This is a genomic window from Clostridium neonatale, assembly GCF_001458595.1.
In the GTDB taxonomy this organism is placed as follows: domain Bacteria; phylum Bacillota; class Clostridia; order Clostridiales; family Clostridiaceae; genus Clostridium; species Clostridium neonatale.
In genome coordinates this window covers 98,487-122,988 of sequence record NZ_LN890325.1, presented here as the reverse complement: position 1 = coordinate 122,988, position 24,502 = coordinate 98,487, and the positions used below count along the sequence as shown (strand labels likewise).

The window sequence follows — 24,502 nt, the reverse complement described above, 5'->3', positions numbered from 1 at the left end:
TATATTATTACTCTTTATTTACCACAATATATCATATATTATTTACTCAACTGGAATTATTAATATAATAAATAGAGCTAAATCCTCTCTCAATATATAATATATTCTTTAATAAGGCACATGAAAATAAATAACAATTCTAAAGTTGCCGTGAATATTTTTCATCAGGCAAGGAGGCAAATTGCCCTCATAGCGGGCCTATTAGGTCAATTTGCCAACGTAGCATGATGGAAAATAGGCTGGCAAATTGACTTGTTATTTATTTGATTGTGCCTAAAGCATTCTTTATAAAAAACTTTACATAACGCCCTCTTCTGTAACTATTCCAGCAATGTCATCTAGACTTGCAAACTTATAAAATTCATCATAATTAAATTTCTCTTTCTCCATAACAAGATAGCTTTTATTAGAACATTCAATTATTGTCTTTTTAGTTGTACCATCTTCTAGGTCTAAAGTGCTTATATACCCTGTTTCTTTATTAATTCCACATACACCTATAAATGCCTTATCATAAGTAAAATGCTTTATATATCTGTCAGCAGCTGCTCCAACTATTGCCCCTACCTCTTTGTTGAATTCTCCACCTACAGAAATCAACTTTATATATGGGCTATTTTTCAATTCAGACACTATCTCTATCATATTTGTAACTACTGTTACTTTCTTTTTGCTTTTATTAAGCTCCTTTGATATTTCAAGGTTATTTGTAGAAGTATCTAAAAATATAATGTCTTTATCTTCAATTAAATTAACTGCATTTATTGCTATTTTCTTTTTTACACCAACATTAATGTTTTTTCTTTCATCAATTGGTTTTATATCATCATGATTTCTTTGAATTATTGCTCCACCATATACTCTTTTTAATAATTCTCTATTTTCAAGCTCACGTAAATCTTTTCTTATGCAATCCTCTGTTACATTGAATTCTTTAGCTAAATCTTTTACTGTAACTCTGCCTTCTTCTTGAACTTTATATAAAATTTTTTCATATCTTTCTTCTAAAAACATATTGATTCACCTCAGTTTTATATTAATACAATTATATCATAATTTTTCTTTTTTATCTTGTTTTTTATTGTTTAATATTATTTATTATTGTTTTTGTTTTCAATTTATAATATAATTACTTATAGGGAATATAAAATAGCGTAATAGGATATTCTGCCTAGCGTTATATTTTATATATATAATACGGGGACTTAATAAGTTAATAAGTTCTCGTTTTTATTTGGTGACAGTCACCTGTCGAAGCCACCTGTCGAATATTGATACAAATAAGTCTTTATATAGATAAAATTAAGAGGTGAAAATTATGATTAGACTAATTGCTACAGATATGGATGGAACATTATTGGATGAAAACAGTAAGCTACCTAAAGACTTTTTTTCTACACTTGAAAAATTAAATGAAAAGAATATTAGATTTGTTGTTGCTAGTGGAAGACCTTATCACACTTTATATGAAAATTTCAAGCCACATTCTGATGAACTATATTTTATTTGTGATAATGGTGCATATATAGTTGAACCTGGTAAAGATCCTATTATAAGCATTATAGATAAGAACACTGTAAATGATATAGTTAGAGCATGTGAGGATATGCCTAATACTGCTGTAATTCTGTGTGGTGTTAAAAATACTTACCATAAAGCCTGCTCTGAAGAAATAAAAAAAGAAATAGATAAATACTATATAAAAAAGACACTAGTTTCAGATCTTATTGATATTGATGATGACATATTTAAAGTAACAATATGTGACTTTAATGGATCTAAGGAGCATTCATACAAAGCTTTAAATCCTCTATTTGGAAAGGAATATAAGGTTGTAGTATCTGGCGCTGTTTGGATTGACATAAATAACAAAAATATAAATAAAGGTGATGCTATAAAGAGACTTCAAGAAGATCTTGATATATCTTATGATGAAACAATGGCTTTTGGAGATTTCTATAACGATGTTGAAATGCTTCAATCTGCTCACTATAGCTTTGTTATGGAAAATGCTAATGATGATATGAAACAGTATGGAAACTATATTGCTAAGAAAAATACTGAAAATGGTGTTATTAAGGCCATAGAAGAATACGTATTATAAATTATACTTATATAGCTTCCATGATTATTCAATAAAGTGAATGAAAACAGCACTTAATCTAATCAAGATTAAGTGCTGTTTTCATAAAATATACTACGTATATTAATTATAGTAAACTAATTTTTTAAATCCTATTGAGCTGTTATAGGAGTATAGACTCTTTTAGCAAGTTCATCATCCAATAAATATAATGCAGCTTGATTATCTCCAGCTCTTCTTACCTTTTTAAGTAACATATTAAAATTATTCTCTTCTTCTACTTGCTCATCTATGAACCACTTAAGTAAACTAATTGTTGAATGTTCCCTTTCTTCATAAGCTATATCTGATAGATAGTATATTTTTTTAGTAACAGTTTGTTCATGCTCATATCCTTTTTGGAATACATCAACAATTCCATCAAAAGTTGTTTGTGGTTTATTTACTTTTTCTAGCTCAATTGATCCATTTTTTTGATAAACATAATCATAGAACTTCATAGCATGATCTAATTCTTCTTTAGCTTGAACTCTAAAATAATTAGCAAATCCGCTTAAATCCATATCTTCACAATAACCAGCCATAGCAAGGTATACGTATGAAGAATATAATTCGTAGTTAACTTGATCATTAAGAGCTTTTAATAAATTTTCACTTAACATGTTTAATCACTCCTTTATTTATCAATTTAATTGTATACCTAAGTTATGTTAATGGCAATATTTTCTTAAACAAAATCTTATATTATCAAATAGTATTCACTTAATAAGTATTTTTATCTATACTCATAAGTTTAATAATTAATCCTTAAATAATTTAACTTTTATATTAATTATTAATTTATTCTTTTTCATTATATTTAGATATTTTCTCAATGTAAGTTGCATATATTCATGTATGTTTTATCTGTCCTTTTGTTTGGGTATCCTTCTAGATCTATAACTATAAAATTTTAAATTAATTAATAATCTCACAATTTATGTTAAATAAAAAAATCGCCAAGTCGACTATGATATAATAACCCTATAATATATAAATTCCTAAAGAATAAAAAAATTGTGTTAAACTATATACTATAAAAACTATAAATTTACTAATATGAAATATGAGGTTAAAAACTTGAATAAAGAATACCTATACTTAATTAATTACAATCCAAAATTTGAAGAAGAATTATGCATGATGGAAATGAAATGTTTGTTTAACAAGATTCCTGAGAATAAATATCTATTCTCAGATATATATGTAAATCCTTCTAGAAGTACATTCATAAAAGAAATGATATCTATAATATATAAAGAAGATTCTCTGGAAAAAATAGTAAAAAAAATCACCCAAGATAATTTATCTTATGATGATTTCAAAGTTTGTTATGTAAAACTTGAACATGGAAACATACCATATGAAGATAGGTTAAAAAGTGTTTATGAAATAGGATATGTTGTGACTGGCTTCCCAGATATACATAATCCAAAAGTTCTTCTTGGCATTACAAAGGTTGATGATAAATGGATTTTTGGAGAATATATAAAAAATGATTTTCAATGGCATATTCATGATAGAAAGCCTTGCTCATATTCAAATTCTTTAAGTCTAAAAGTAGCACGAACTTTGGTTAATATAGCAGTGAAAAATGATTTATCCTTAAAATTAATTGATCCATGTTGCGGTGTTGGAACTGTAGTAATCGAAGCTCTCTCTATGGGCATAGATGTTGTTGGATATGAACTTAATAATAGCATTGCAGAAAATGCACAAAGAAATTTAGAATTCTTTGGTTATGATAATGTAATCACAAGCGGAAATATGCATGATATAAAAGAAAAATATGATGCTGCAATTCTTGATCTTCCTTATGGATTATTCACACCAACAACACGTGAAGCTCAAGTTGCACTTATTAACACAGCTCATAGACTTGCAGATAGAGTTATTTTAGTTACTTTCGAAGATTTAGATAAATATATTATTGACGCTGGGTTTACAATTGTTGATGAATGTTCAGTTTCTAAAGGAAATTTTGTTAGATATATAAAAGTCCTTAAGGCTTAAAAGTATTATACTCCGAATTAATTTAAATCTATACTTCAAAACATTAGAAATACAAGACTATGAGAATACAAAAATATATATTCTCATAGTCTTGTATTCTTATATTTTGAGTCCCAACTTGTAGTAGCATAGCGACTCTTTTTAAATAAATTAACAGTTATAATACATTTTACAGATTAAATTAAGAATTAGTTTAAAGAAAAACAAAGAAATTAAATATATGAATACCCCACTCATATTCATTCGCTGGGTAAGCGATTCACACCAAATCACAGATTTGGGTTCTCTGCTTAGGCGTAGTATTGCATTAAATATTTTATCTTTTAAATTCCTTGAAAGAGGTTGTTCCAAAATTGTTTGTCTAATACTTGTTATTGGAGCAAACGGTTTTGGATGCAACCTCTTTCATTGGAATTTTTAGATGAAATATTTACGCAATCGAGCCTATCATATATTTAATTTCGGTTATTTTACTCTAAACTCTGATTTTATTCTGGATATACTAATCTTTCGTCAGTTATATTTAATAAAACATCATTAAGATATTTCTTTGCTAAATATTTTGCCATTGGTAAGTTCATATCTAAATAATTACCACAATCTCTAGCAGAAGCGCCAGGAATATCTCCTTCAAATTCTGCAATGAACTTATATAATTCAGTCATAAGCCCTACTATATCTTTAGATTCATAATCACCACTTAAAATTAGATAAAAACCAGTTCTACACCCCATTGGTCCAAAGTAAACTGTTTTCTCTGAAAATTCTTTATGATTTCTTAAAAATGTAGCTGCTAAATGTTCTATTGCATGCATTTCGGCAGTATTCATAACTGGCTCACAGTTAGGTCTAGTCATTCTAAGATCAAAAGTAGTAAGAACCACATCTCCAAATTTATCTTTTCTTGAAACATAAACTCCTGGTAAAAGCTTTAAATGATTTATCGTAAAACTTGCTATTTTCTCCATAAATATCACTCCCATTCAAATTTAATATCATATTTTCTATATATATATTACATCTTATCACTGATGATTTACACTATCAACAAAAAGAAAATTTTTTCCAAAATAAAAAGCAACACAATATAATAATTAAATTTAAACAAATTATATTGTGCTAAAATCAAATTTTCAAAAATCAGTTCTTCTATATATTATACTGGTTCACTAATTAACTGATTCTCTCTCTTCATTAATATCTTTTTTTTAATTATAAAGAAACATATAATATGTGCTATTGTGGTTATTATCCAAGTTACAGGATATGATAAATATAATATTTCAAGTGATCTAAATTTAGCAAATATAGTGACAATCCAAACAATTCTAAGTCCGCATGCACCAATAATTGAAACCACCATTGGAACTGCTGCATATCCAAGTCCTCTTAAAACACCAACCACAGTATCCATGGTTCCGCAAAGAAAATATGTAGAACAAATTATTGTAAGCCTAAGTATACCATATTTAATTACTTCTGGGTCTTTAGTATAAAATCCCAAAAGAGTTCTTGCCCCTAAGCATACTCCGCCGCCAATTATAATTCCAACTAACGCTACTAATCCAATACACAATATTAAGATCTTATTAACACGATCATATTTCTTAGCTCCCACATTCTGACCTGTAAAGTTAAGAGCTGTATGGTGGAAAGAATTCATAGACATATATACAAAGTTTTCAATGTTAGCCGACGCTGAACTTCCCGCCATTGCAACTGATCCAAATGAATTTATTGATGACTGAATTAATACATTAGATAGCGAAAATACTGTTCCTTGAATTCCTGCTGGTGCGCCAATTTGTATCATCTTCTTAAGCTTTACTTTATGTATTTTTACCTCCTTAATTTTAAGTCGGCATATTCCTTCATTTCTTACAAGACATATAACAACCATTCCTGAAGATACTGCTTCGGCAATAATTGTGGCTAGAGCAGATCCTGCAACTCCCATTCCACAGTATACAACAAAAACTATATTCAATAATGCATTAATTACTCCTGCAATTGTAAGGTAATATAATGGATGCCTTGTGTCTCCAATAGCACGTAAAATTGCACTTCCAAAATTATACAAAGATATAACAGGCATTCCTAAAAAATATACTCTTAAATATAAGGTTGCTTGTCCCAAAACTTCTTCTGGAGTCTGCATCATTATAAGTAATGGTTTTGCTAAAACCACTCCAATTATAGTTAAAATAAATCCTCCAATTATGCTAGTTGCTACAGCTGTATGAACAATTTCTCTTAAATCTTTTTTATTATGAGCTCCATAATACCGTGCAACAAGTACATTTGCACCAACAGATAATCCTACAAAAAGATTTATAAGTAAATTTACCAGAGATCCTGTAGACCCTACTGCTGCCAATGCATTACTTCCGCAATAACGACCAACTACAATCATATCAACAGCATTGAACAATAATTGCATTATATTAGAGAGCATTAACGGAAAAGTGAACATTAAAATTTTTCCTGTCAAAGGGCCATTGCACATATCCATCTCGTATCTTTTCTTAGCCACACTATTCCCCCATTTCTAAGTGTAGTTTGATAATTGCTTATATCATATACCTGTTGCAATTACTAGTCAAACTCAGAAATCAGCACAAATTCAAGGATAAATATGGTCGTATCTAAATAATTTAGAAGTTAAATTACTATTTCATTATATTTTGCATTTTTATTTCAGAACTTATTTTTTCTAGATTCTCTATTGTTTCCATACAATTAAAAAATATAGTATTTAAATATAAATGATCATCTAATTGCCCAAAAGCACGGAAATTTTTATCAGTTTGCATAAAAGAATTCAGCTCATTGTGAGTATAACTAAAACGAATTCTTTTAATTGAATCTTTTAAGTTTTTAAAGATCTCTTGCAAAATCATATTATCATCTAAATCTAATTGTTCTTGATGCATATAAATATAGCTATTCAATTGTTCAATTTCTTCAATAAAACGATATTGAATTGGTATTAATCTTGAATAAAATTCATTATCTTGGCTATTTAAATTATTTTTCATATAAACTTCTATTTCTTCACTCAATAAACGTGAATTAATAATCAAATCTCTGAAAATATTAAAGTCACATTCTTCTCTTCCACTCTTTTGTATTTCATCTATTAATTCAACATCTAAATCAAATAATGAATTAATATTTTTATAAAATTCTACTTTAATTGTATTTGGAAGTAAATAACGATTAGCTAAAATGGTAGTTATTCCAGCTAAAATTACATATATAAGTCTTAATTCAATAACTAATTCTACTTTAAGCGATGTCATTGCAAGAGCCATTCCATAACAAGTTGCATACATAGGCATTGTCCAAGATGTTACAGGTGCATAATACATCAAGCATGTCATTAATAAAATAATAATCATATATTGATTTAATCCATGAAAAACATGTCCTAAAACCAAAGTTATACAGCTTCCCGCGATTGTCCCTAAAATACGGTTATTTATCTTTAAAAGACTCTCCTCTGAATTTGGCATTAACATTAAAAATGCGCTCATTGGATACCAATATCCATGATTTAATTTTGTTACACGACAAAAAAGAAATGATATGCATAAAACGAGGGATAATCGTAAAGCAAATCTTAATTGAAATAGGTCAATTCTTAAGAAATTGCGAAATCCTTGTATTGAAAATACTTTTTTAGGTAATTTCCATTTTTCTTCTGATTTATTAATAGATACATATCGCAAATCTGATAAAGCATAAGTCAAAAGCCCTAAAATTGAATTCATTGCTTGTTCGGATTTCAAATCAGATAAATAATAATTTTTCTTAAAATAATTAATTCTTTCTATTAAAAATGAATTATCTTCTAGATTTATTCTAGTCTCCATAAAAGAAAAAATATCCTTTAAATTATTGTAATATACCTTATCATTATCAGAAATATCTCCCGAAATAAAATTGTTCATATAATAATGAAATCTTTGAAAAACAATCATAAACCAATAATTTATTTTACCATAGCCATTAGCTAAATATGAATAATTACGAGTACTGTAAATAACCTGGTTCATATGATACATCATTTGAACCAATTCTTCTTTTTCAGCACTGAAGCTTTCATTTCTCAACATTTTATCCAATTGTGCTGATAAATTTTTCATCCCTTTACGTACTGTTCCAAAATGTCTCTTTCTTTTCATGATATATTTATGAATATATAAACTAAAAGTAACCACAATAAATCCATAAATTAATGCAACAAAACGCATTAAAAAACTAGAAAATGAAATCGGAATTAATTGAAGAAAAACAAACTCCATCGTATAAACAAAATAAGATTTTGGAGTAAACTTATTAGTCATCATATATACTAAAAAGAAAGGTACGCATAAGTTACAAATTATGCATAACTCAATATTTATTGTTGCTAAAAAAGAAAAAAAACACACTAATATCATAAGTAAATAAGACCTTAACAGTTCTCTAAAATTAAAATCCTGAGTGTGGCGAATTCTAAATACAAGTGTTAAAAAAGATGTCATTATCACATGTACTATTCCAAACAATTTAAGAATTGAAAAAAATAAAAAAATAGAAACTATGATGGTTGGAAGTGAATTAATCCATCTCTGTTTAATCATCATTAATCTTTTAGAATACCCAGTCATAGAAACCCTCCTCCTTTGAATTTTAAAAATAATCATTCTTTTTTTGTATTCTATAATTTAGCAAATTAATTATATCACCGTTTATTTCACCTAGCCAATATTCTATTTCAGACTATTATTCATTTACAAGTAGTACCTCCTATTAAAAGTCGTATATACTGTATATAGTGGTTTTATCTAAAATTAACTATATATTTTATTATGTTATTTAAGGAGGATTTCTACCCTTGGATTATGATTATGTAGAAAATTTAGTTAAGAAATCTAAAGCCAATGATAAAACTGCACAAGAGGAACTTTTAAAGGAGTTTGAACCATTCATAATAAACATTTCTAGTAAAGTTCATTTAAATGGTTATGACTTTGATGATATTAAAAGTGAATGTTACAAAAGTATAGCTAAATGTCTTTTACTTTATGATGAAAACAAACATAGATTTGTTGCCTATTCAATTAATGCAATAAAAAATAATTTAAAGGACCTTGTTAAATGTAATTTAAAGAAGAGTTCAATTGCTTCTTCTAATTTAATACATTTAACTGATGAATTACAAAGCATACTAAAGTCAGAAGAAATAGACCTAGATGAATTAATCATGAATAAAATTGACTGCGATATATTAAAAGCATCATTAAAAACTCTTACCTCTGAAGAACAAGAATTAATAAACTTTATTTTTATTAAAGGATATTCACTTAAAGCTTATTCAGAATTGAAAAACATAAGTTATAGTAAAGTTTATAAAGACAAGCAAATTATTTTAAATAAGATTTACAATCGACTTATTTCTAATAGTTCACTTTCTTATCTTTCATAAAAAATGAGACAACAAAAAACAGATGTAATTTTACTTTATTTGAAAATTACATCTGCTTTTTATTTTATAAAGCTATGAATTATAAATTTTCTATTTTTTGTAGTTTATCAAGATACCTGAATTTAAGAGTACCTGTTCTGCCATTCCTTTGCTTTGAGATAATCCATTCTATAATATTTTTTTCTTCCGTATCTGGATAATAATACTCATCTCTGTATGCAAATACAATTAAATCTGCATCCTGCTCAATATTCCCTGATTCGCGTAAGTCACTCATAATAGGTCTCTTATTACTTCTTAATTCAACTGCCCTTGATAGCTGGCATACTAGAATTACATTTATGTCTAATTCCTTAGCAAGCAATTTTAAAGCTCTCGTAACATCACCAATCTCCTGACTTCTATTATTTTTAGAAGGTATGTCCATAAGAGTTAAATGATCAACTATAAAACAATCTAATCCATGAGATTGTTTTATTGCCTTAGCTTTTGCTTTTATTGTGAGTATACTCTGATAACTGCTACAGTCTGTGAATACTTTATCATTTTTAGCAAGTCTGTTGAATGCAGCTGCTACTTTGTAAAATTCTTCATCATTCAATTTGCCTGTCTGTAGCTTTTGTGTTTCGGTATTGGAATTATATGCGAGCCTTCTAAATCCTAGTGATTCCGGAGTCATTTCAAGTTCCATAAGCCCTACACAATATCCCTTCTCTGCAAGTTTATCTCCTATATTAAGAGCCATTAAGGTCTTACCCATAGATGGCCTTCCGCCAATTACAACTAATTCTCCCTTTTTAAGTCCATTAGTCGCCCTATCAAAGTTTATAAATCCTGTTTCCATTCCTGAGATTTGTCCACCGTTTTTATATCTTTTTTCTATTTCTTCCACAGTTAATGTTAATAACTTTGTGTCATTCAATATTGAACTGTGGACAGTTGATGAATCAACAAGCAGATTAATAAGCTCACCAGATAATTTATTTGGATTTTCGTTATCATCATAAAATTTGTTCATATATTTCTGCATTGCCTTTATGGCTTTTCTTCTGTATGAACAATTCTTTAAAATCTCAATATACTTCTCAGGATTTATAAGTAATCCGCTTGTAGCTAATTCAGTAATGTAAGTTACTCCTCCAACATCTTTTAAATTCTCTCTGCCAATGGCATCAATAAGCATTGTTATATTTATATCTTTACCTTCAGCAAACAGTCTACATAAACCTTCAAAAATTACTACATGTCTTTTAATATAAAAATCCTCAAATGTTACACTTTCTAAAACTTCTGTAAGCATATTAGGATTTTGCATTATCCCACCTAATATCTCAACTTCAACCTGAATGTTTTGTGGCAGTTGCCCCATATCCATACCTCCTTAATCAAAAGTAAACATATTATGACTTCTACTTTTTACTTCTTTAGTCTTATCATTATTTTTTCCATATGAAGTTTTATTATTGTTTTTCGTATTATTTAAACACCAGGTATTAATCACTCTGTAATGATCTTTATATTTTTTCTTGCCATTAACTATATAATTATCAAGCTTTAAAATAATTGTATTTACATTAACAGTTCCATGCTTCATACCGAGTTTATTATATTCTTCCTGTGTAATCTTCACATTGTCAATAATGTCATCTATAAATGTGAGATCCATATATATCTTATTCTTCTTTTTCTCTATTTCTGTATCTGACTCTTTCTCTATAAGACTTTTTTCAGACACCTCTTGGACATTGTCCTCAAACTTAACTTCTATATTGTTTTCCCCATAATTTTCAATGAGCTCACTCTTATCACCTTCATGCACATTATTGTTTTTATTGCCTTGTATCTGCTTTTTTTCTTCTCTTTGCTTTCTCTTAATCTCTGCCCATTTTGATTCAGCCCCAACCATGTTCTGTATTTCATTCATAAACAAAGCTCCATTTTCTAAATTCTCCATAAGCTTAAGCTTTATAAAAATATCTATTGCTATCCGTACTATATCTATATTTTCACCCGTAATCGACGATATCATTTCTGGTGTATATGGTATTGTTCTTTTAAATATGAGTGCGCCTTCTGTTTCTATGCTTTTAAGTAATAATTTTAAGTAAATGATTACATAAATTGTTCCATTTTGCATTGCTAAAAGTATTTTTATCTCTTCCTTTTCAAAAAAATTGTTTTGAAGTTTAAGCCAATAATATTTGTTTCCCGCCATAAATCCCGCTCTCCTTTTTATCAAATAAATATTAAATCATATGAAACTTTTCAACTATAAGAATATAATTTACTTATTGTGACTTTAAATATATTTGCAAATATTATTACTTCATCTTCTTTTAATACTCTAATGCCAAGTTCAATCTTACTAATTTGTGTTTGATTAAAAATACACGTCAGTTTTGCTAAGTCTTCCTGTGACATATTTCTTTCTTCTCTTAATTTTTTTATTACTTTACCCATAAATATTCCCTCTCCCCATAATAAATTTCAATAATACCCACTTACACTTATTTGTATTTTTGTAAATATTAAAATTATTGTATTATATATCGAGGTATAAATCTACTATTTTTTTACATATTAATTCATCTTTCTTATTTTCTATCTTGTCTAAAGTACCTTCATTCCTATATCTAAGTGATTTTTAATAACCTAAAATAGAATATTCCCGCTATTCTTGTTGACAAATATACATTTATAATATAAGTTAATTCATCGTCTATTAAATTATTTATCAAAATAAAAAATACAGATAACCAATTTTAAAATTGATAATCTGTATTACTATTCTTAATATTATAGTCGTTCTTTATCAAAAAATGAAAAATATTAACATGCCTTATCTAGGATAAGGCCATTATTCTTGTTTTTTCAACTAAATAATCATGTATATTGATATCTTGTTATTCCTGTGACCTTAAATATATTATTGGCGATTCAAAACCAACTAAAACCCTATCACCTTTTTTAAGTATTTCATTTACTTCAAATTTATCTTTATCTAAAGTTTCTTCTAATAAAAATGTCGTATCAGGTCCAAATTGACTTAAGCTTTTTCCATAAAATCCAGTTTTCTCACTGTACTCATATGTCATAGGATTAAATTTCTCTGATATCTCAAGTTCATTATAATCTAATCTTAAATCAGGATTTGAATTTGTAAAATCTTTTTTATTTATTGATTTAGGAACCTCATAAGATGTAAGTCTTACCTTACCATCTTCTGTCTCTTCAAATAAAAATAAATGAGGTAATATATTTGTTCTATCTGCATCAACAAATGTATAATAGCTTTCTTCTAATACAAAAATACCTTTAAAATTATCTGGTAAATTGTCAATTTTATCATTAACAATTGCATTTACATGCTTTGCAATTGGATGAATTACGTTCCCATTATTTTTTTCTTGCTCTATCTGCTGTAAGTTATTAAATTTACCGACTATTACACTTTTAAATAATTCAAATTGAGACATATTAATCCCTTCTTTCTTCAACTAAATTTTAATTTTTTCATAGTTTATTAAAATTAATTGTTAATTTGTATATTATTATACTACCATCGTATTTTTTTGTCTTGTTCAAAAGTATTATTAACTATATTAAAAAGAATGCTTTAATAAAAAAATATAAAAGTAAAAGCTATATGATATTTTTATTACTCTAAAATCATATGGCCTATATCTTTAATTCAACCTTTAAAATTTAACCACTGTACTTTCACCAGCATAAACTTCATTTCCTGTTATTAATTCCATGCTTGGATAATCTAAATGATTAGTTATTACAAGCATCGTATCTGCCACAAATCCCTTTTCTTTTATTAAGCCTGGATCAAATTTAATAAGGTTATCACCTTGCTTTACCTTGTCTCCCTCTTTTACAAAAACCTCAAATCCTTGTCCATTCATTGATACAGTATCAATTCCAACATGTATAAGTGCTTCAACTCCATTTTCAAATCTAATTCCCACTGCATGTTTAGATTCAGACATAACTACTGTTATCTCCCCATCTGCTGGAGACTTTACTAAATTAGTTGTTGGAATTATAGCTACTCCATCTCCCATCATTTTTGATGAAAAAACTTCATCATTAACCTCAGTAATATCTATTATTTCTCCTGATAAATAAGCTTTTAATTCTAATCCTTTTTCTTTCTTTTTTAAAAATGAAAACATGTTAATCCTCCTATATATCTAATATTTATATTTCAATCTGACTGCTAAACTTATATGGCTATATTCTTGTATTGCCATATTTTTATATTATTGCATTTCTATTTTTTTAAATTTTATCTAAAAATTCACTTATGTTAACAATAAATAAATCATTAAAGGAATAGTTACTACTGATAAAACTGTAGTTATGAAAACACCTATAGATGCTGCTTTTACATTGCCTTTATATTGAGTTGTTAACATTACAATCATTGATCCTGCTGGAAGAGCTGTTGCTATTGTTAATTGTGCAATTATAAAACTATCACTTGTAAATAAGTTAGCTATAAAATATGCAATAAGCGGCATAATTATTAATTTTATAAATGATACTATATATATTTTTATATTGCTAAATACATATTTTATTGGTATAAGTGCCAATGAAGACCCTATTAACATCATTGATAATGGAATAGTTATATCTCCAATCATAGATAATATCTTTTGTATTGTTTGCGGCACCTCTATACCAAGTAAAAATATTACTAAAGCAATTATTGCTGCAATAACTCCTACGTTTAAAACATCTTCAATTCTAAATTTTCTTTTTGAATCACCTTTATTTTGAATCATATATACTCCATAAGAGTAAATTAAAACATTAAATGGCATATGTAAAATTGCAGAAGCAAAAATGGCATAATCACCATACAATGCCCTAAGAACAGGGTATCCTACAAAAGATGTATTAGTAAAAACAAGCATTAATGAATATATATTTTTACTTTCATCATTTGCACAGAATAGTTTTATTACGATTTGAGAAAAAGCAATTAAAACTACATATAATAAAATTCCAATAAAGAAAATTTTAATAATTTGATTTTTATCTGTCATTTCATTTGTACTACAAACAGAACTAACAACTAAAACTGGTCCCGTTACTTTTACTATTAATTCTGATAATACATCATTTGATTCCGCTCTCAATATCCCCAATTTATTTAATATATACCCAATTAGCATTATTACAAATAACACCACCATAGTTTCAATCAAAACCATTATGTTCATTGCTTCTTCCTCTTTCTTGCAATTTGTATTTCCTTTTGATAAACTTAAAATTATAGTTATGGAACAGGAGTGATATCTATTGTTAAATTTTATTGATAATAATATTTTAAATACTTTAACACAAAGCGAATTATCCATATTACAATACATAGATACTCACACATCCGAAGTCTTAAATATGAGTATTCATGAATTATCAGAGAAAGTATTTTTCTCAACAGCTACAATCCTACGTTTGTGTAAAAAATTAAATTTCAGTGGATACTCTGAATTAAAATTTTCCTTAAAAAATCGTTTAAATTCTCAAGAAGTAATCGATATTAATCCTATAAATAATGAAAATGTATTAATGGACTTATATACTCAAATTGAAAATACCAGTCGCTTACTTGATACAAAAAATATAGATGTAGTTGTTAATTATCTTTTAAGTGACAAAAAAGTTCATTTATTTTCTACTGGAATTACTAGTATGGTTTTTGAATATATGCAAAGATATCTCTTAGCTACTGAACGTTCAACAACTTTATATAAGACTGATACTATAGCATATCACTCTGCTCAGAACCTTACTGAAAATGATGTTCTAATTCTAGCAAGCGTTACAGGTTCTAATCCTTCTATATTAAAGGCCGCTAGAATAGCAAAAAGTAATAATGTACATATTATTGCGATTACTCCACTTACAAATAATCCATTATCTCAACTTGCAGATACTACATTATATTTTTTCTCAAGAGATCGCATATTTTCTAATTCTGATGTAAAAAGCAGAACTGGTATATTTTATATTATTGATATAATACTTCAACATTATCTTTATTATTTAAATCAATCTAAAATTGATATATAGTATTTAAAAGGATGGGTACTGGTAATGATAAATAAATTTGATCCTAAAGCAATGCAGACATTAACTACAAATGAAGAGGATGTATTGCAATATGTTTTTTCTAACAAAGATAAAGTCATAAAAATGAATATTAATCAATTAGCACAAAACACTTATGTATCCACAGCAACTATTCTTCGTTTGTGTAAAAAATTAAATTTGCAGGGATTTAACGACTTAAAATTTCAATTAAAATCTGATTCATTATCCCAAAATAGTGATAATCCCTCTAATGTTGAAGTAAATGAAATTATTTCAAACAGTCTTTATAAATTAAAAAGTACTATATTAAATCTAAATTTAGATGATTTAAACTATATCGTTGACTGTTTATGCAGTAATAAAAATATCCATATCTTTGGCAGAGGACTCACCCAAATGCCATTAGAATATTTTTATAACATGCTGTTATCCTTAAACAGACCATGTACATTTTACATTGATCCCCCACTTCTTTATCGTGATGCTTCACATATGAATACAGATGATATTCTTATAATAGGAAGCTCTGGTGGATCTACAGTCCCAATTGTAAAATCAGCAGCATTAAGCAAAGCTAATTCTGCCACTGTAGTTGCAATAACTTCAAATTATGATAGTGAATTGTCTAAAATAGCCAATATAGTTCTACATGGTGAAACTGAAAATACAAAGTTTTATGGTATAGACATTAAGTCAAGATTATCTATACAATTTATTGTAGAATCAATTCTAGAACTATATATAAATAGATTAAAAAGCAAAACTAATATAGATTAACAAAGAAGAGCAACATCAATAGCTGCTCTTTTTATTTTTATCTTTTCATAGCCTCTTTTACCTGCTTTGCAACCTTTTCAACCTTAGGCCCATAAATAACATGAATATGAGTTGCTGAAGGTTTTACAATTCCCATAGAGCCAGTAGATTTCAATAAAGTTTCATTTATTAATGACATATCTTTAACGTCAACTCTTAATCTTGAAATACAATTATTAACTGCCACAATATTATCAAATCCACCTAATCCATCTATGATTTTTGTAGCTAAATCACTTGCACCTTGCCCATTTGATTGAATTGAAGTGTCTTCTACTTCATCTTCATTTACATCAATAGAAAGATTTCTGCTTGAGAAGTACCATTTGAAAGCTAAGTAGTAAATTATCGCAAATACAATACCTACTAGAATTACTATATACCAATTTGATCCCGGAACTAAAACACCATAGATTAAGAAATCTATAATACCGCCTCCAGTATTTCCTATACCAACATTTAGTAAGCTTAGCAATCCAAAAGATATCCCTCCCATAACTGCATGGAAAAGGAATAAAGGTGGTGCAACAAACATAAATGCAAATTCTAAAGGTTCTGTAATTCCTGATACAATAGATGCAGCTACACCAGCAATCATTAGCGCTTTTACTTTTGGTTGTTTTGCTTTAGGTGAAGTTTTATAAATTGCATAAGCTGCTGCTGGGAGTCCAAACATCATAAATGGCATTTTACCTTGTCCTAAGAATGCAGTATATTGTCTTAGCTCAGATATAGGAACTTTATCAAAGAATTGAAGGAAAATATTTAAACAGCCTTCAACCCCTTCATACACACCACCAACGGAAGTAGTACGGAATATACCATTTAAAACATGATGTAGTCCAGTTGGAATTAATAATCTTTCTAAAAATCCGAAAATGAATACACCAAAATGTCCTAGGCTAGCTATCATATTTCCTAAGCTAGTAATTGCTGAAGAGATTGGAACCCAGACAAATGGAATCACTTGTCCTAAAACAGTCATTGCACCAATAACTACTATAGCAACAAATCTTTTGCCACCATAGAATGCAATAGCAACTGGAAATTCAACGTTATAAAACTTATTATGAAGTACTGCTGTTAATATACCAGTCAGCATACCTGCAAATGCTCCCATTTCTATTGTATCTGCCACACCTAGAATACTTGCCATTTTTAATGCACTAAAGTCAAAAAATCCTGATCCAATAATTAATGATGCACTTAATAAGAAAACATAATACCCTATAAATCCTGCAAATGCTGCAATTTCTTTTTCTTCTTTAGCCAATCCAAAGGCTATACAAATTGAAAATAATACCGGAATCATTCCAAATACAGTTGCAGTAATCGTTTTTATAGCTGTTATAAAATATGAAACGCCTGTTATCTGTAAAAATGGAAGTACCTCTTGAATTTGAGGTTTTAATAACGCAGAAGTTAATCCTAATAACAGACCAGCAGCTGCTAAAGTTGCAATCGGTAACATTAAGCTTCTGCCAAGTGCAGAAAAGAAATCCATCACTTTATTTTGCTTACCCATATCCATTCCTCTTTTCTAAATTTATTTTAATACTATAATTTATCATCTATGATTCACTACAAAAATTCTTAATACATATGGAAAGGTAATATTAACTTATATACAAATTTACTATTAAAATATCTTATATAAAATTTATATCATGAGATTATGATAGCATAGATTTCAAATTAATATATGATAATATTTCAATATACTAAATATAAGTGGTTATTATAGTTTTAATAAATCTGTATATATTGTTAAATTACCTTTCTTAAAGTACTGTTAGTATAAATATTGAATAATATTACTTTTAGATATTATTTAAGTTCTGGCCAGTAGCCTTTATTTGCTTCAATTAACGCATCTAATACTTTTCTTGCCTTTTTAGCATCGTTTATTAATCTATTTAAAGTAAATGCCTGAAGTGCTTTAGTATAAGATTCTTCATAATAAGCATCTATTAATAACTTTTCACATGATACTTGATTCACTAATAATCCTAAATAGAATTGAGGTATATTTCCAACGCCCATAGGTCTTGGTCCATTTATTCCAAGCTCAGCAACTACTTCTACCATAGCATCATCTTGCATATTATTTATTGCTCCATTATTTTCTGTAATTATTATATATCTTCTATTTTGGTTATAAGCAATTGATTGTGCTACTTCAATCATCATTTCAGCATGAGCATCACTTTCAATTTTAACCTTTCCTTCTGTTGTTCCAGCTGCGATTACTTCTCTACATTCATTGAATACACGTTTTTCTCTATTAGCCATAACTTCATCAGCTCTTGTGAAGTTTGGATCAAGGTGAGAAACCTTGTAATCTGGATATAAATAATATTGATCATAGGTATTTGGTAAATAATCTGGGAAGTCCTCCATTATTGTTTGAACCATTCCATAAGTGTCTAACCAAGATTTATCTCTTTGCTCGGCATCTTGTGGTAAGAATCCTCTTTCTTTTATTAATTCTTTTAGTTTAGGAAGTAAATCTTCACCTGTAGCTTTATCATATATATGAGTAAACCATCCATAGTGGTTTAATCCAAAATAAACAGGATCTAATGATTCCCAGTCACAACCTAATAGACGACTGCAAGAGCGAACAACATTTTCTGGCTGGTCACATATATTTAAAATTCTCTTATCATCTGGAAACTCTCTTCTTAATGCTTCTGCAACAATTGCTGCTGGGTTAGAGTAATTAAGTACCCATGCATTTGGAGCATATTTTCTTATGTCATAAATTGCTTTTATCATTTCTCTTGTTGATCTTAATCCATAAGCCATTCCACCTGCTCCACAAGTTTCTTGTCCTATAAGTCCCATACTTAATGGAATATGTTCATCTTGTGCTCTCATTGGAAGTCCACCAACACGCATTTGCATGAATACAAAATCCATATCAGTATAAGCCTCTGCAACATCTGTAGTATAATTGAATTCAACTTCAGGATATTTTTCCTTCATTAATATTTTTCCAAACTCTCCAATTGGTTCTTGTCTTTCAGCATCTATATCAAATAAAACTAATTTATTAAGTGGAAATTCTTCTTTTAATCTGCAAAATGATTTTAAGAAACCTGGTGTAAAAGTACTTCCTCCTCCAACAATAACAACATTATATCTTTTCATAATAATCACTCCTACTAACTTCAATTTAATGAAATTCTAATTTATTTTAAAGTAAATATAGATTCTTAATTTCTATTAATTAACGGCCGTTTATTTTCTATACTCACATTTTATATTCTGATATCGTTTTAATCAATGCTTCTTAGCACTATAGTCATGGATAATACCGTATGTCATTTGTAACTCTCAATGTCATTTGTAACTGTAAAATTAAGTAATACTTTATGATTAGTTCCATATAAATAACTCTCACATTAATTCTTAATTATTAATGTGAGAGTTATTAATTCTTTATTTGATTCACTTTTATTAATTGTCTTAAAATCTACTATTCATTTAACTTATATAGATTTCTTCCCACTTATAAAACTAACAAATGGGTTTAGATGATGCAAAGAAATAGAGCTCACAGTTTCTGCCAAGCAAGCATAATTGTGAGCTCTATTTCGATTGTCTACCACTAAACTCTAATGGTTATTTATTTTCAGCTTCGAATTTCTTCATAAAGTCAACTAAATATTGAACACCTTCTATTGGCATAGCATTGTAGATACTTGCTCTCATACCACCAACAGTTCTATGTCCTTTGATGTTTTCAATTCCAGCTGCTTTAGCTTCTTTTACAAATTTAGCATCTAATTCTTCATTACCTGTTACAAATGGTACATTCATTAAAGAACGATCTTCTTTTACAACTGTACCTTTGAATAATTCACTTGAATCAAGATAATCATAAAGAATCTTAGCTTTTTCTTCATTTCTCTTCTTCATAGCTTCTAAGCCACCAAGTTTCTTAAGGTGTTTAAATACCTTTCCACAAATGTATATACCATAAGCTGGTGGTGTGTTATATAAAGATTTATTATCTGCATGGATTTTATATTGAAGCATTGTTGGAGTACCTTCAAGTACATCTTCTGTAATTAAATCTTCACGAATTATTACAACTACTGTACCAGCTGGTCCAATATTTTTTTGAACTCCAGCAAAGATTAATCCATACTTAGTTACATCTATTGGTTCAGATAATATATCAGATGACATATCTGCAACTAAAATCTTACCTTTAGTATCAGGAAGATTATGATATGTAGTTCCATAAATTGTATTGTTGTGACAAATGTATACATAATCTGCATCATCGCTAACTTCTATCTTTGTTAAGTCTGGAATATATGAAAAAGTCTTATCTGCTGAAGATGCTAATTCATTTACTTTACCATATTTTTTTGCTTCTGCTGCTGCTTTTTTTGCCCATTGCCCTGTTATAATGAAATCTGCAACTCTATTCTTCATTAAGTTCATTGGAATCATTGCAAATTGTGTTGATCCTCCACCTTGAAGAAATAATACTTTGTAGTTATCAGGAATGTTCATTAAATCCCTTAAATCTTGTTCAGCGTCTTGAATGATTTCTTCGAAAGCCTTAGAACGATGGCTCATTTCCATTACTGACATTCCAGTTCCTTTGTAATCTAACATTTCTGCTGCTGCTTCTTTTAGAACCTCTTCTGGTAAAACAGCTGGTCCTGCTGCAAAATTATACACTCTTGACATAAAAAAATGCCCCCCAATTTTAAATATTTTATAATATTATAACACATTTTATATATTTAGGAATAATTTATTAATAAATTTATTTCTGAAAATTATTAATCTCATTGATATATTATTATGAATTTAATAAATATCTAATTATGATGTTAATTTGTAATTGAATTATTTATAGTGAATATTTATTCCATTTTATATTACATAAATGCAATCTTTATAAATAAATATAAAATTAATAAGTAAATATATATTCCTAAGAATATATATTTACTTATTCGCTTATTCTTATATTTACTAAACATTTACAACCTTTTTTAATAATCCTTTATTAAATATTTTTTATTAAATATACTAGAAATGAAATTCCCAGTTATATTTTTAATTTACTTTAGAAATGTATGAATAATCAGTTGATTTAAACACCCTTTATCAAGAAAATCCTAGTAGTTCCTTTAAATGGAATATCGTTTAGTTCGAAAACCACACTATATCCCATTTTTTCATAAAACCTTCTTGCTTGATAGTCCTGTGTAGTTAAAAAAATTTTTTTGCACCCATGCCTTTTAACTTCATTTTCTAATTCTAAAATTAATTTTCTTCCTACTCCAAGTTCTTGATATTTTTTTTCTACAGCTAATAAATCTACAAAGCAGGTCTCAAATACTTTTTGTGCCGTGATTCCTCCAATGTAATTATCTTCTTCAAAAGCTGCTAATGAAATACTACTTTCATTTCTTGTTTTAAGATGTGTTCTTTCTGCTAAATGCCCTAAAAGAATTCTATTGAGATTCTTACTATTTTCTTCTTCATTAAATTCAATTATTTTCATATGCAACTTTCCTCCTATTTTTATTCAGCAATTATTTATATTCTGAGTATTAAAACTGACATTCAATTGGTTTAATAACATTTTCGAATTATTCTATATTTCCTTTTCTCCTGGCTTACATATAAAATATTTTCAATCTTTTAATAACTGCAAAAAAGCTATTCCCTTTAGTTTTTAGTCACTATAGTTAAAATCATCAATTTTAACAGGATATTTCTTTTTAACACTATCAATAGACATTTTTAACTTTTCTTGCAGTTTATTTGAATAGTCCTTCATTTTATCCTTATAATTCTTATCCCCAGAAAGGATGCTAGATGATATGTCTCCAAAATCCGGTATTAATTGAGGTAAATTTGTATAAACTAATTCTAAATATTCATTTTTTTCTATCGGATTTATAACTTCAATGCTCTGTTCCATAGATAACTGATAGTAACACTTCATTACCTCATCTTCTATATCCTCTTCTCCCAAGTCATTCCTAATTGAAACAAAACCACCTTTTTTGACAAGTTCCTTTTGATATTCATAGGAATATAAGTATTCCAAATACTCTGCTGCTATATCTGGATGTTTACTGCTAGATGATATTCCCATCCATCCCTTAGTAAAAGGACGAATCATTTTAGAGCTCTGAGATTTATTTTTATCCGGAATTTTCATCACTCCAAAATCTAAATCTGGATTATCCTCTTCCCAAACTGGAATACACCATGATCCTTGAACTATAAATGCAGCCTTATTTTCCGCAAAAATATTCCTTGCCTCTGGTGCAGAAAGAGAAGCTGAATCTGGATGAAAACAGCCATTTTGATATAATTCATTGTAAAAATCTAATGCTTCCATTACTTGAGGAGAATCAAATTGATTTTCTCCATTGTTTAAAAAAATTTGACCAGCAGGTCCTAATCTAGCTCCTGCTACTTCTGCAAAGCTTCTTAATTCTAAATCTATTCTATTTTTTTGAGCTCCACTTGTAACTATTCCAAAATATTTTCCATTTCCTTTTTCACTCACTAGCTTGGTAATATTAAGAAATTCTTCCCAGGTTGTTGGAAGTTGATTAAGAGAAATTCCTGCTTCTTTCAGTACCTTTTTATTATAAAAAATTAAAGTACTTGGAATTTCTTCTGCTTCTGGCAAAAGATATATACTCTCTTCTTTTGTTGTAATATTTTGCTTAAATACATTATCTTTTAAAGATGAAAAGAAATTAGAATCTAAATACCTATTTAAGGGAATGAACCATCCTTCATTAATAGCAGTAGAAAAAAATACAGTACTAGGAAGTGGAAATAAGTCTGGTGCATTTCCTGATCTAATTCCAGATAACATTGTTTCATTAAACTGAGCTTGAGTTAATGTAGTGTAATTTATAGTAACATTAGGATGGTCTTTCATAAAACGATCATTGAGTTTCTCTCTAGATTTTTTTGTACTATCACTCCAGTCTACAATATTTAATGTTACTTTTTCTTCTTTATCTGTCTTAATAATCTCATTACTATTATCTAAATTTTTTCCTTCATTCCCATATTCAACAATATCTACTCCAATTCCACATCCGGTCAATGTAAATAATAGAATAAATACAACTCCACATAATTTTTTCATCATACCCTACTCCTTTATGGCTCCTGATATTCCTTGTATAAAGTAGTCTTGGAAAATAATAAATAAAATAATTATTGGTATTATAGTTATGCAAGCTCCAGCAGATATACTTCCCCAATCTACAATGTTCTCTCCTTGAAATGAATATAATCCTACTGATAATGTCCTAATACTTGGATTGTTAATTGATAGAATTAACGGGTATAAAAAGGAGTTCCATGTCCATATTGACTGTGTTATAACTACTGTTCCAATAATAGGTTTTGAAAGCGGAAACATTATTCTCAAAAAAATATTGTAAGAATTTGCACCATCAATCACAGCTGCTTCCTCAATTTCATTAGGAATAGACCGAAAAAAGCTAACAAAAAGGAGTATAAATATGACATGCCCTCCACCTATCTCTGCTAAAATTAACCCTATTATTGAATTTTCAAAGTTTAACATTCTTAATATCTGGTACACAGGTATTGAAAAAAATATCATAGGCATTCCCATTGAAAGTACCAAAATAGAATATATGAATTTCTTTCCACAAAACTCAAACCTCCCCATAATATAACCAGCTAAAGAAGTGATACAGAGTATAATTATCACAGAAGAAATTGTTATGATAATCGTATTCAAAAAATATTGAGAAAAATTAGCTTCCTGCCATGCATTAGTAAAATTACTAAAGGTAATATTGCTAATGTTAAGTAAATCACTAAAAGATAATGTATTCTGGCTATTAAAAGCTATTAATAACATGATTAAAAATGGTAAAAACCATATAAACATTAATAAGATTAAGGTAATTTTCTTAATCATCACT

At 28.1% G+C, this 24,502-nt stretch carries 22 protein-coding genes; 5 read left to right on the top strand and 17 right to left on the bottom strand.

Going from position 1 to position 24,502, the window contains the following annotated elements; translation table 11 throughout:
- Nucleotides 1-297 precede the first annotated feature (297 nt).
- The gene (locus BN2920_RS01745; protein ID WP_058293338.1) at nt 298-1,014 is read right to left on the bottom strand and encodes a DeoR/GlpR family DNA-binding transcription regulator; all 717 of its coding nucleotides are present in this window, start codon (nt 1,012-1,014) and stop codon (nt 298-300) included.
- A gap of 304 nt (nt 1,015-1,318) precedes the next feature.
- Here BN2920_RS01745 and BN2920_RS01740 point away from each other — a divergent pair, with 304 nt between their 5' ends.
- The gene (locus BN2920_RS01740; protein WP_058293337.1) at nt 1,319-2,104 is read left to right on the top strand and encodes an HAD family hydrolase; all 786 of its coding nucleotides are present in this window, start codon (nt 1,319-1,321) and stop codon (nt 2,102-2,104) included.
- Nucleotides 2,105-2,235: 131 nt separating this feature from the next.
- Here the strand turns inward: BN2920_RS01740 and BN2920_RS01735 are convergent, their stop codons facing one another.
- Entirely contained in the window at nt 2,236-2,745 is a 510-nt protein-coding gene (locus BN2920_RS01735) for a ferritin (RefSeq protein WP_058293336.1), read from the bottom strand.
- Nucleotides 2,746-3,181: 436 nt separating this feature from the next.
- Here BN2920_RS01735 and BN2920_RS01730 point away from each other — a divergent pair, with 436 nt between their 5' ends.
- Nucleotides 3,182-4,135, top strand: a complete 954-nt coding sequence (locus BN2920_RS01730; RefSeq protein WP_058293335.1) for a TRM11 family SAM-dependent methyltransferase — start codon at nt 3,182-3,184, stop codon at nt 4,133-4,135.
- Nucleotides 4,136-4,623: 488 nt separating this feature from the next.
- Here BN2920_RS01730 and BN2920_RS01725 read toward each other — a convergent pair whose 3' ends face one another.
- The 3 genes from BN2920_RS01725 to BN2920_RS01715 all read right to left on the bottom strand — a co-directional run bounded on the left by BN2920_RS01725 (nt 4,624) and on the right by BN2920_RS01715 (nt 8,322).
- Entirely contained in the window at nt 4,624-5,103 is a 480-nt protein-coding gene (locus BN2920_RS01725) for an S-ribosylhomocysteine lyase (RefSeq protein ID WP_058293334.1), read from the bottom strand.
- Between the two features lie 188 nt (nt 5,104-5,291).
- Nucleotides 5,292-6,668, bottom strand: coding sequence for an MATE family efflux transporter (locus BN2920_RS01720; RefSeq protein WP_338132736.1), 1,377 nt, complete (start codon nt 6,666-6,668; stop codon nt 5,292-5,294).
- 136 nt (nt 6,669-6,804) lie between these two features.
- On the bottom strand, nt 6,805-8,322 hold the full coding sequence (locus BN2920_RS01715) for an FUSC family protein (RefSeq protein ID WP_172437911.1): 1,518 nt from the start codon (nt 8,320-8,322) through the stop codon (nt 6,805-6,807).
- A gap of 695 nt (nt 8,323-9,017) precedes the next feature.
- On the opposite strand from BN2920_RS01715, the gene BN2920_RS01710 reads away from it, so the two are divergent.
- Nucleotides 9,018-9,608, top strand: a complete 591-nt coding sequence (locus tag BN2920_RS01710; RefSeq protein WP_058293332.1) for a sigma-70 family RNA polymerase sigma factor — start codon at nt 9,018-9,020, stop codon at nt 9,606-9,608.
- A 79-nt stretch (nt 9,609-9,687) separates the two neighbouring features.
- On the opposite strand, the gene BN2920_RS01705 is transcribed toward BN2920_RS01710, so the two are convergent.
- The 6 genes from BN2920_RS01705 to BN2920_RS01680 form a co-directional block, all read right to left on the bottom strand.
- On the bottom strand, nt 9,688-10,977 hold the full coding sequence (locus BN2920_RS01705; protein WP_230132323.1) for a replicative DNA helicase: 1,290 nt from the start codon (nt 10,975-10,977) through the stop codon (nt 9,688-9,690).
- Between the two features lie 12 nt (nt 10,978-10,989).
- Nucleotides 10,990-11,823, bottom strand: a complete 834-nt coding sequence (locus BN2920_RS21945) for a phage replisome organizer N-terminal domain-containing protein (RefSeq protein WP_058293330.1) — start codon at nt 11,821-11,823, stop codon at nt 10,990-10,992.
- Between the two features lie 50 nt (nt 11,824-11,873).
- Nucleotides 11,874-12,068 carry a helix-turn-helix domain-containing protein gene (locus BN2920_RS01695; protein ID WP_058293329.1) on the bottom strand — a complete coding sequence of 65 codons (195 nt, stop codon included), beginning with the start codon at nt 12,066-12,068 and terminating at the stop codon, nt 11,874-11,876.
- A 443-nt stretch (nt 12,069-12,511) separates the two neighbouring features.
- Nucleotides 12,512-13,084 (bottom strand): hypothetical protein, encoded by a 573-nt coding sequence (locus tag BN2920_RS01690; protein WP_058293328.1) that lies wholly within the window; start codon nt 13,082-13,084, stop codon nt 12,512-12,514.
- Between the two features lie 222 nt (nt 13,085-13,306).
- Entirely contained in the window at nt 13,307-13,789 is a 483-nt protein-coding gene (locus tag BN2920_RS01685) for a PTS sugar transporter subunit IIA (RefSeq protein ID WP_058293327.1), read from the bottom strand.
- Nucleotides 13,790-13,918: 129 nt separating this feature from the next.
- Nucleotides 13,919-14,845 (bottom strand): AEC family transporter, encoded by a 927-nt coding sequence (locus BN2920_RS01680; protein WP_058293326.1) that lies wholly within the window; start codon nt 14,843-14,845, stop codon nt 13,919-13,921.
- A 79-nt stretch (nt 14,846-14,924) separates the two neighbouring features.
- Between BN2920_RS01680 and BN2920_RS01675 the strand changes: the two genes are divergently transcribed.
- Together BN2920_RS01675 and BN2920_RS01670 are read left to right on the top strand one after the other, a co-directional pair.
- On the top strand, nt 14,925-15,698 hold the full coding sequence (locus BN2920_RS01675; RefSeq protein WP_058293325.1) for a MurR/RpiR family transcriptional regulator: 774 nt from the start codon (nt 14,925-14,927) through the stop codon (nt 15,696-15,698).
- A 24-nt stretch (nt 15,699-15,722) separates the two neighbouring features.
- Complete coding sequence (locus tag BN2920_RS01670) at nt 15,723-16,496, top strand: MurR/RpiR family transcriptional regulator (protein WP_058293324.1); 774 nt, start codon at nt 15,723-15,725, stop codon at nt 16,494-16,496.
- A 37-nt stretch (nt 16,497-16,533) separates the two neighbouring features.
- On the opposite strand, the gene BN2920_RS01665 is transcribed toward BN2920_RS01670, so the two are convergent.
- The 6 genes from BN2920_RS01665 to BN2920_RS01640 form a co-directional block, all read right to left on the bottom strand.
- The gene (locus tag BN2920_RS01665) at nt 16,534-18,060 is read right to left on the bottom strand and encodes a PTS transporter subunit EIIC (protein WP_058293323.1); all 1,527 of its coding nucleotides are present in this window, start codon (nt 18,058-18,060) and stop codon (nt 16,534-16,536) included.
- Between the two features lie 302 nt (nt 18,061-18,362).
- Nucleotides 18,363-19,688, bottom strand: coding sequence for a 6-phospho-alpha-glucosidase (locus BN2920_RS01660; protein WP_058293322.1), 1,326 nt, complete (start codon nt 19,686-19,688; stop codon nt 18,363-18,365).
- Nucleotides 19,689-20,162: 474 nt separating this feature from the next.
- On the bottom strand, nt 20,163-21,245 hold the full coding sequence (serC, locus tag BN2920_RS01655; RefSeq protein ID WP_058293321.1) for a 3-phosphoserine/phosphohydroxythreonine transaminase: 1,083 nt from the start codon (nt 21,243-21,245) through the stop codon (nt 20,163-20,165).
- Nucleotides 21,246-21,657: 412 nt separating this feature from the next.
- Complete coding sequence (locus tag BN2920_RS01650) at nt 21,658-22,071, bottom strand: GNAT family N-acetyltransferase (RefSeq protein WP_058293320.1); 414 nt, start codon at nt 22,069-22,071, stop codon at nt 21,658-21,660.
- Nucleotides 22,072-22,245: 174 nt separating this feature from the next.
- The gene (locus BN2920_RS01645; protein WP_058293319.1) at nt 22,246-23,691 is read right to left on the bottom strand and encodes an ABC transporter substrate-binding protein; all 1,446 of its coding nucleotides are present in this window, start codon (nt 23,689-23,691) and stop codon (nt 22,246-22,248) included.
- 3 nt (nt 23,692-23,694) lie between these two features.
- A complete protein-coding gene (locus BN2920_RS01640; RefSeq protein ID WP_058293369.1) occupies nt 23,695-24,498 on the bottom strand; it encodes a carbohydrate ABC transporter permease in 804 nt (267 codons plus the stop codon).
- Nucleotides 24,499-24,502 lie beyond the last annotated feature (4 nt).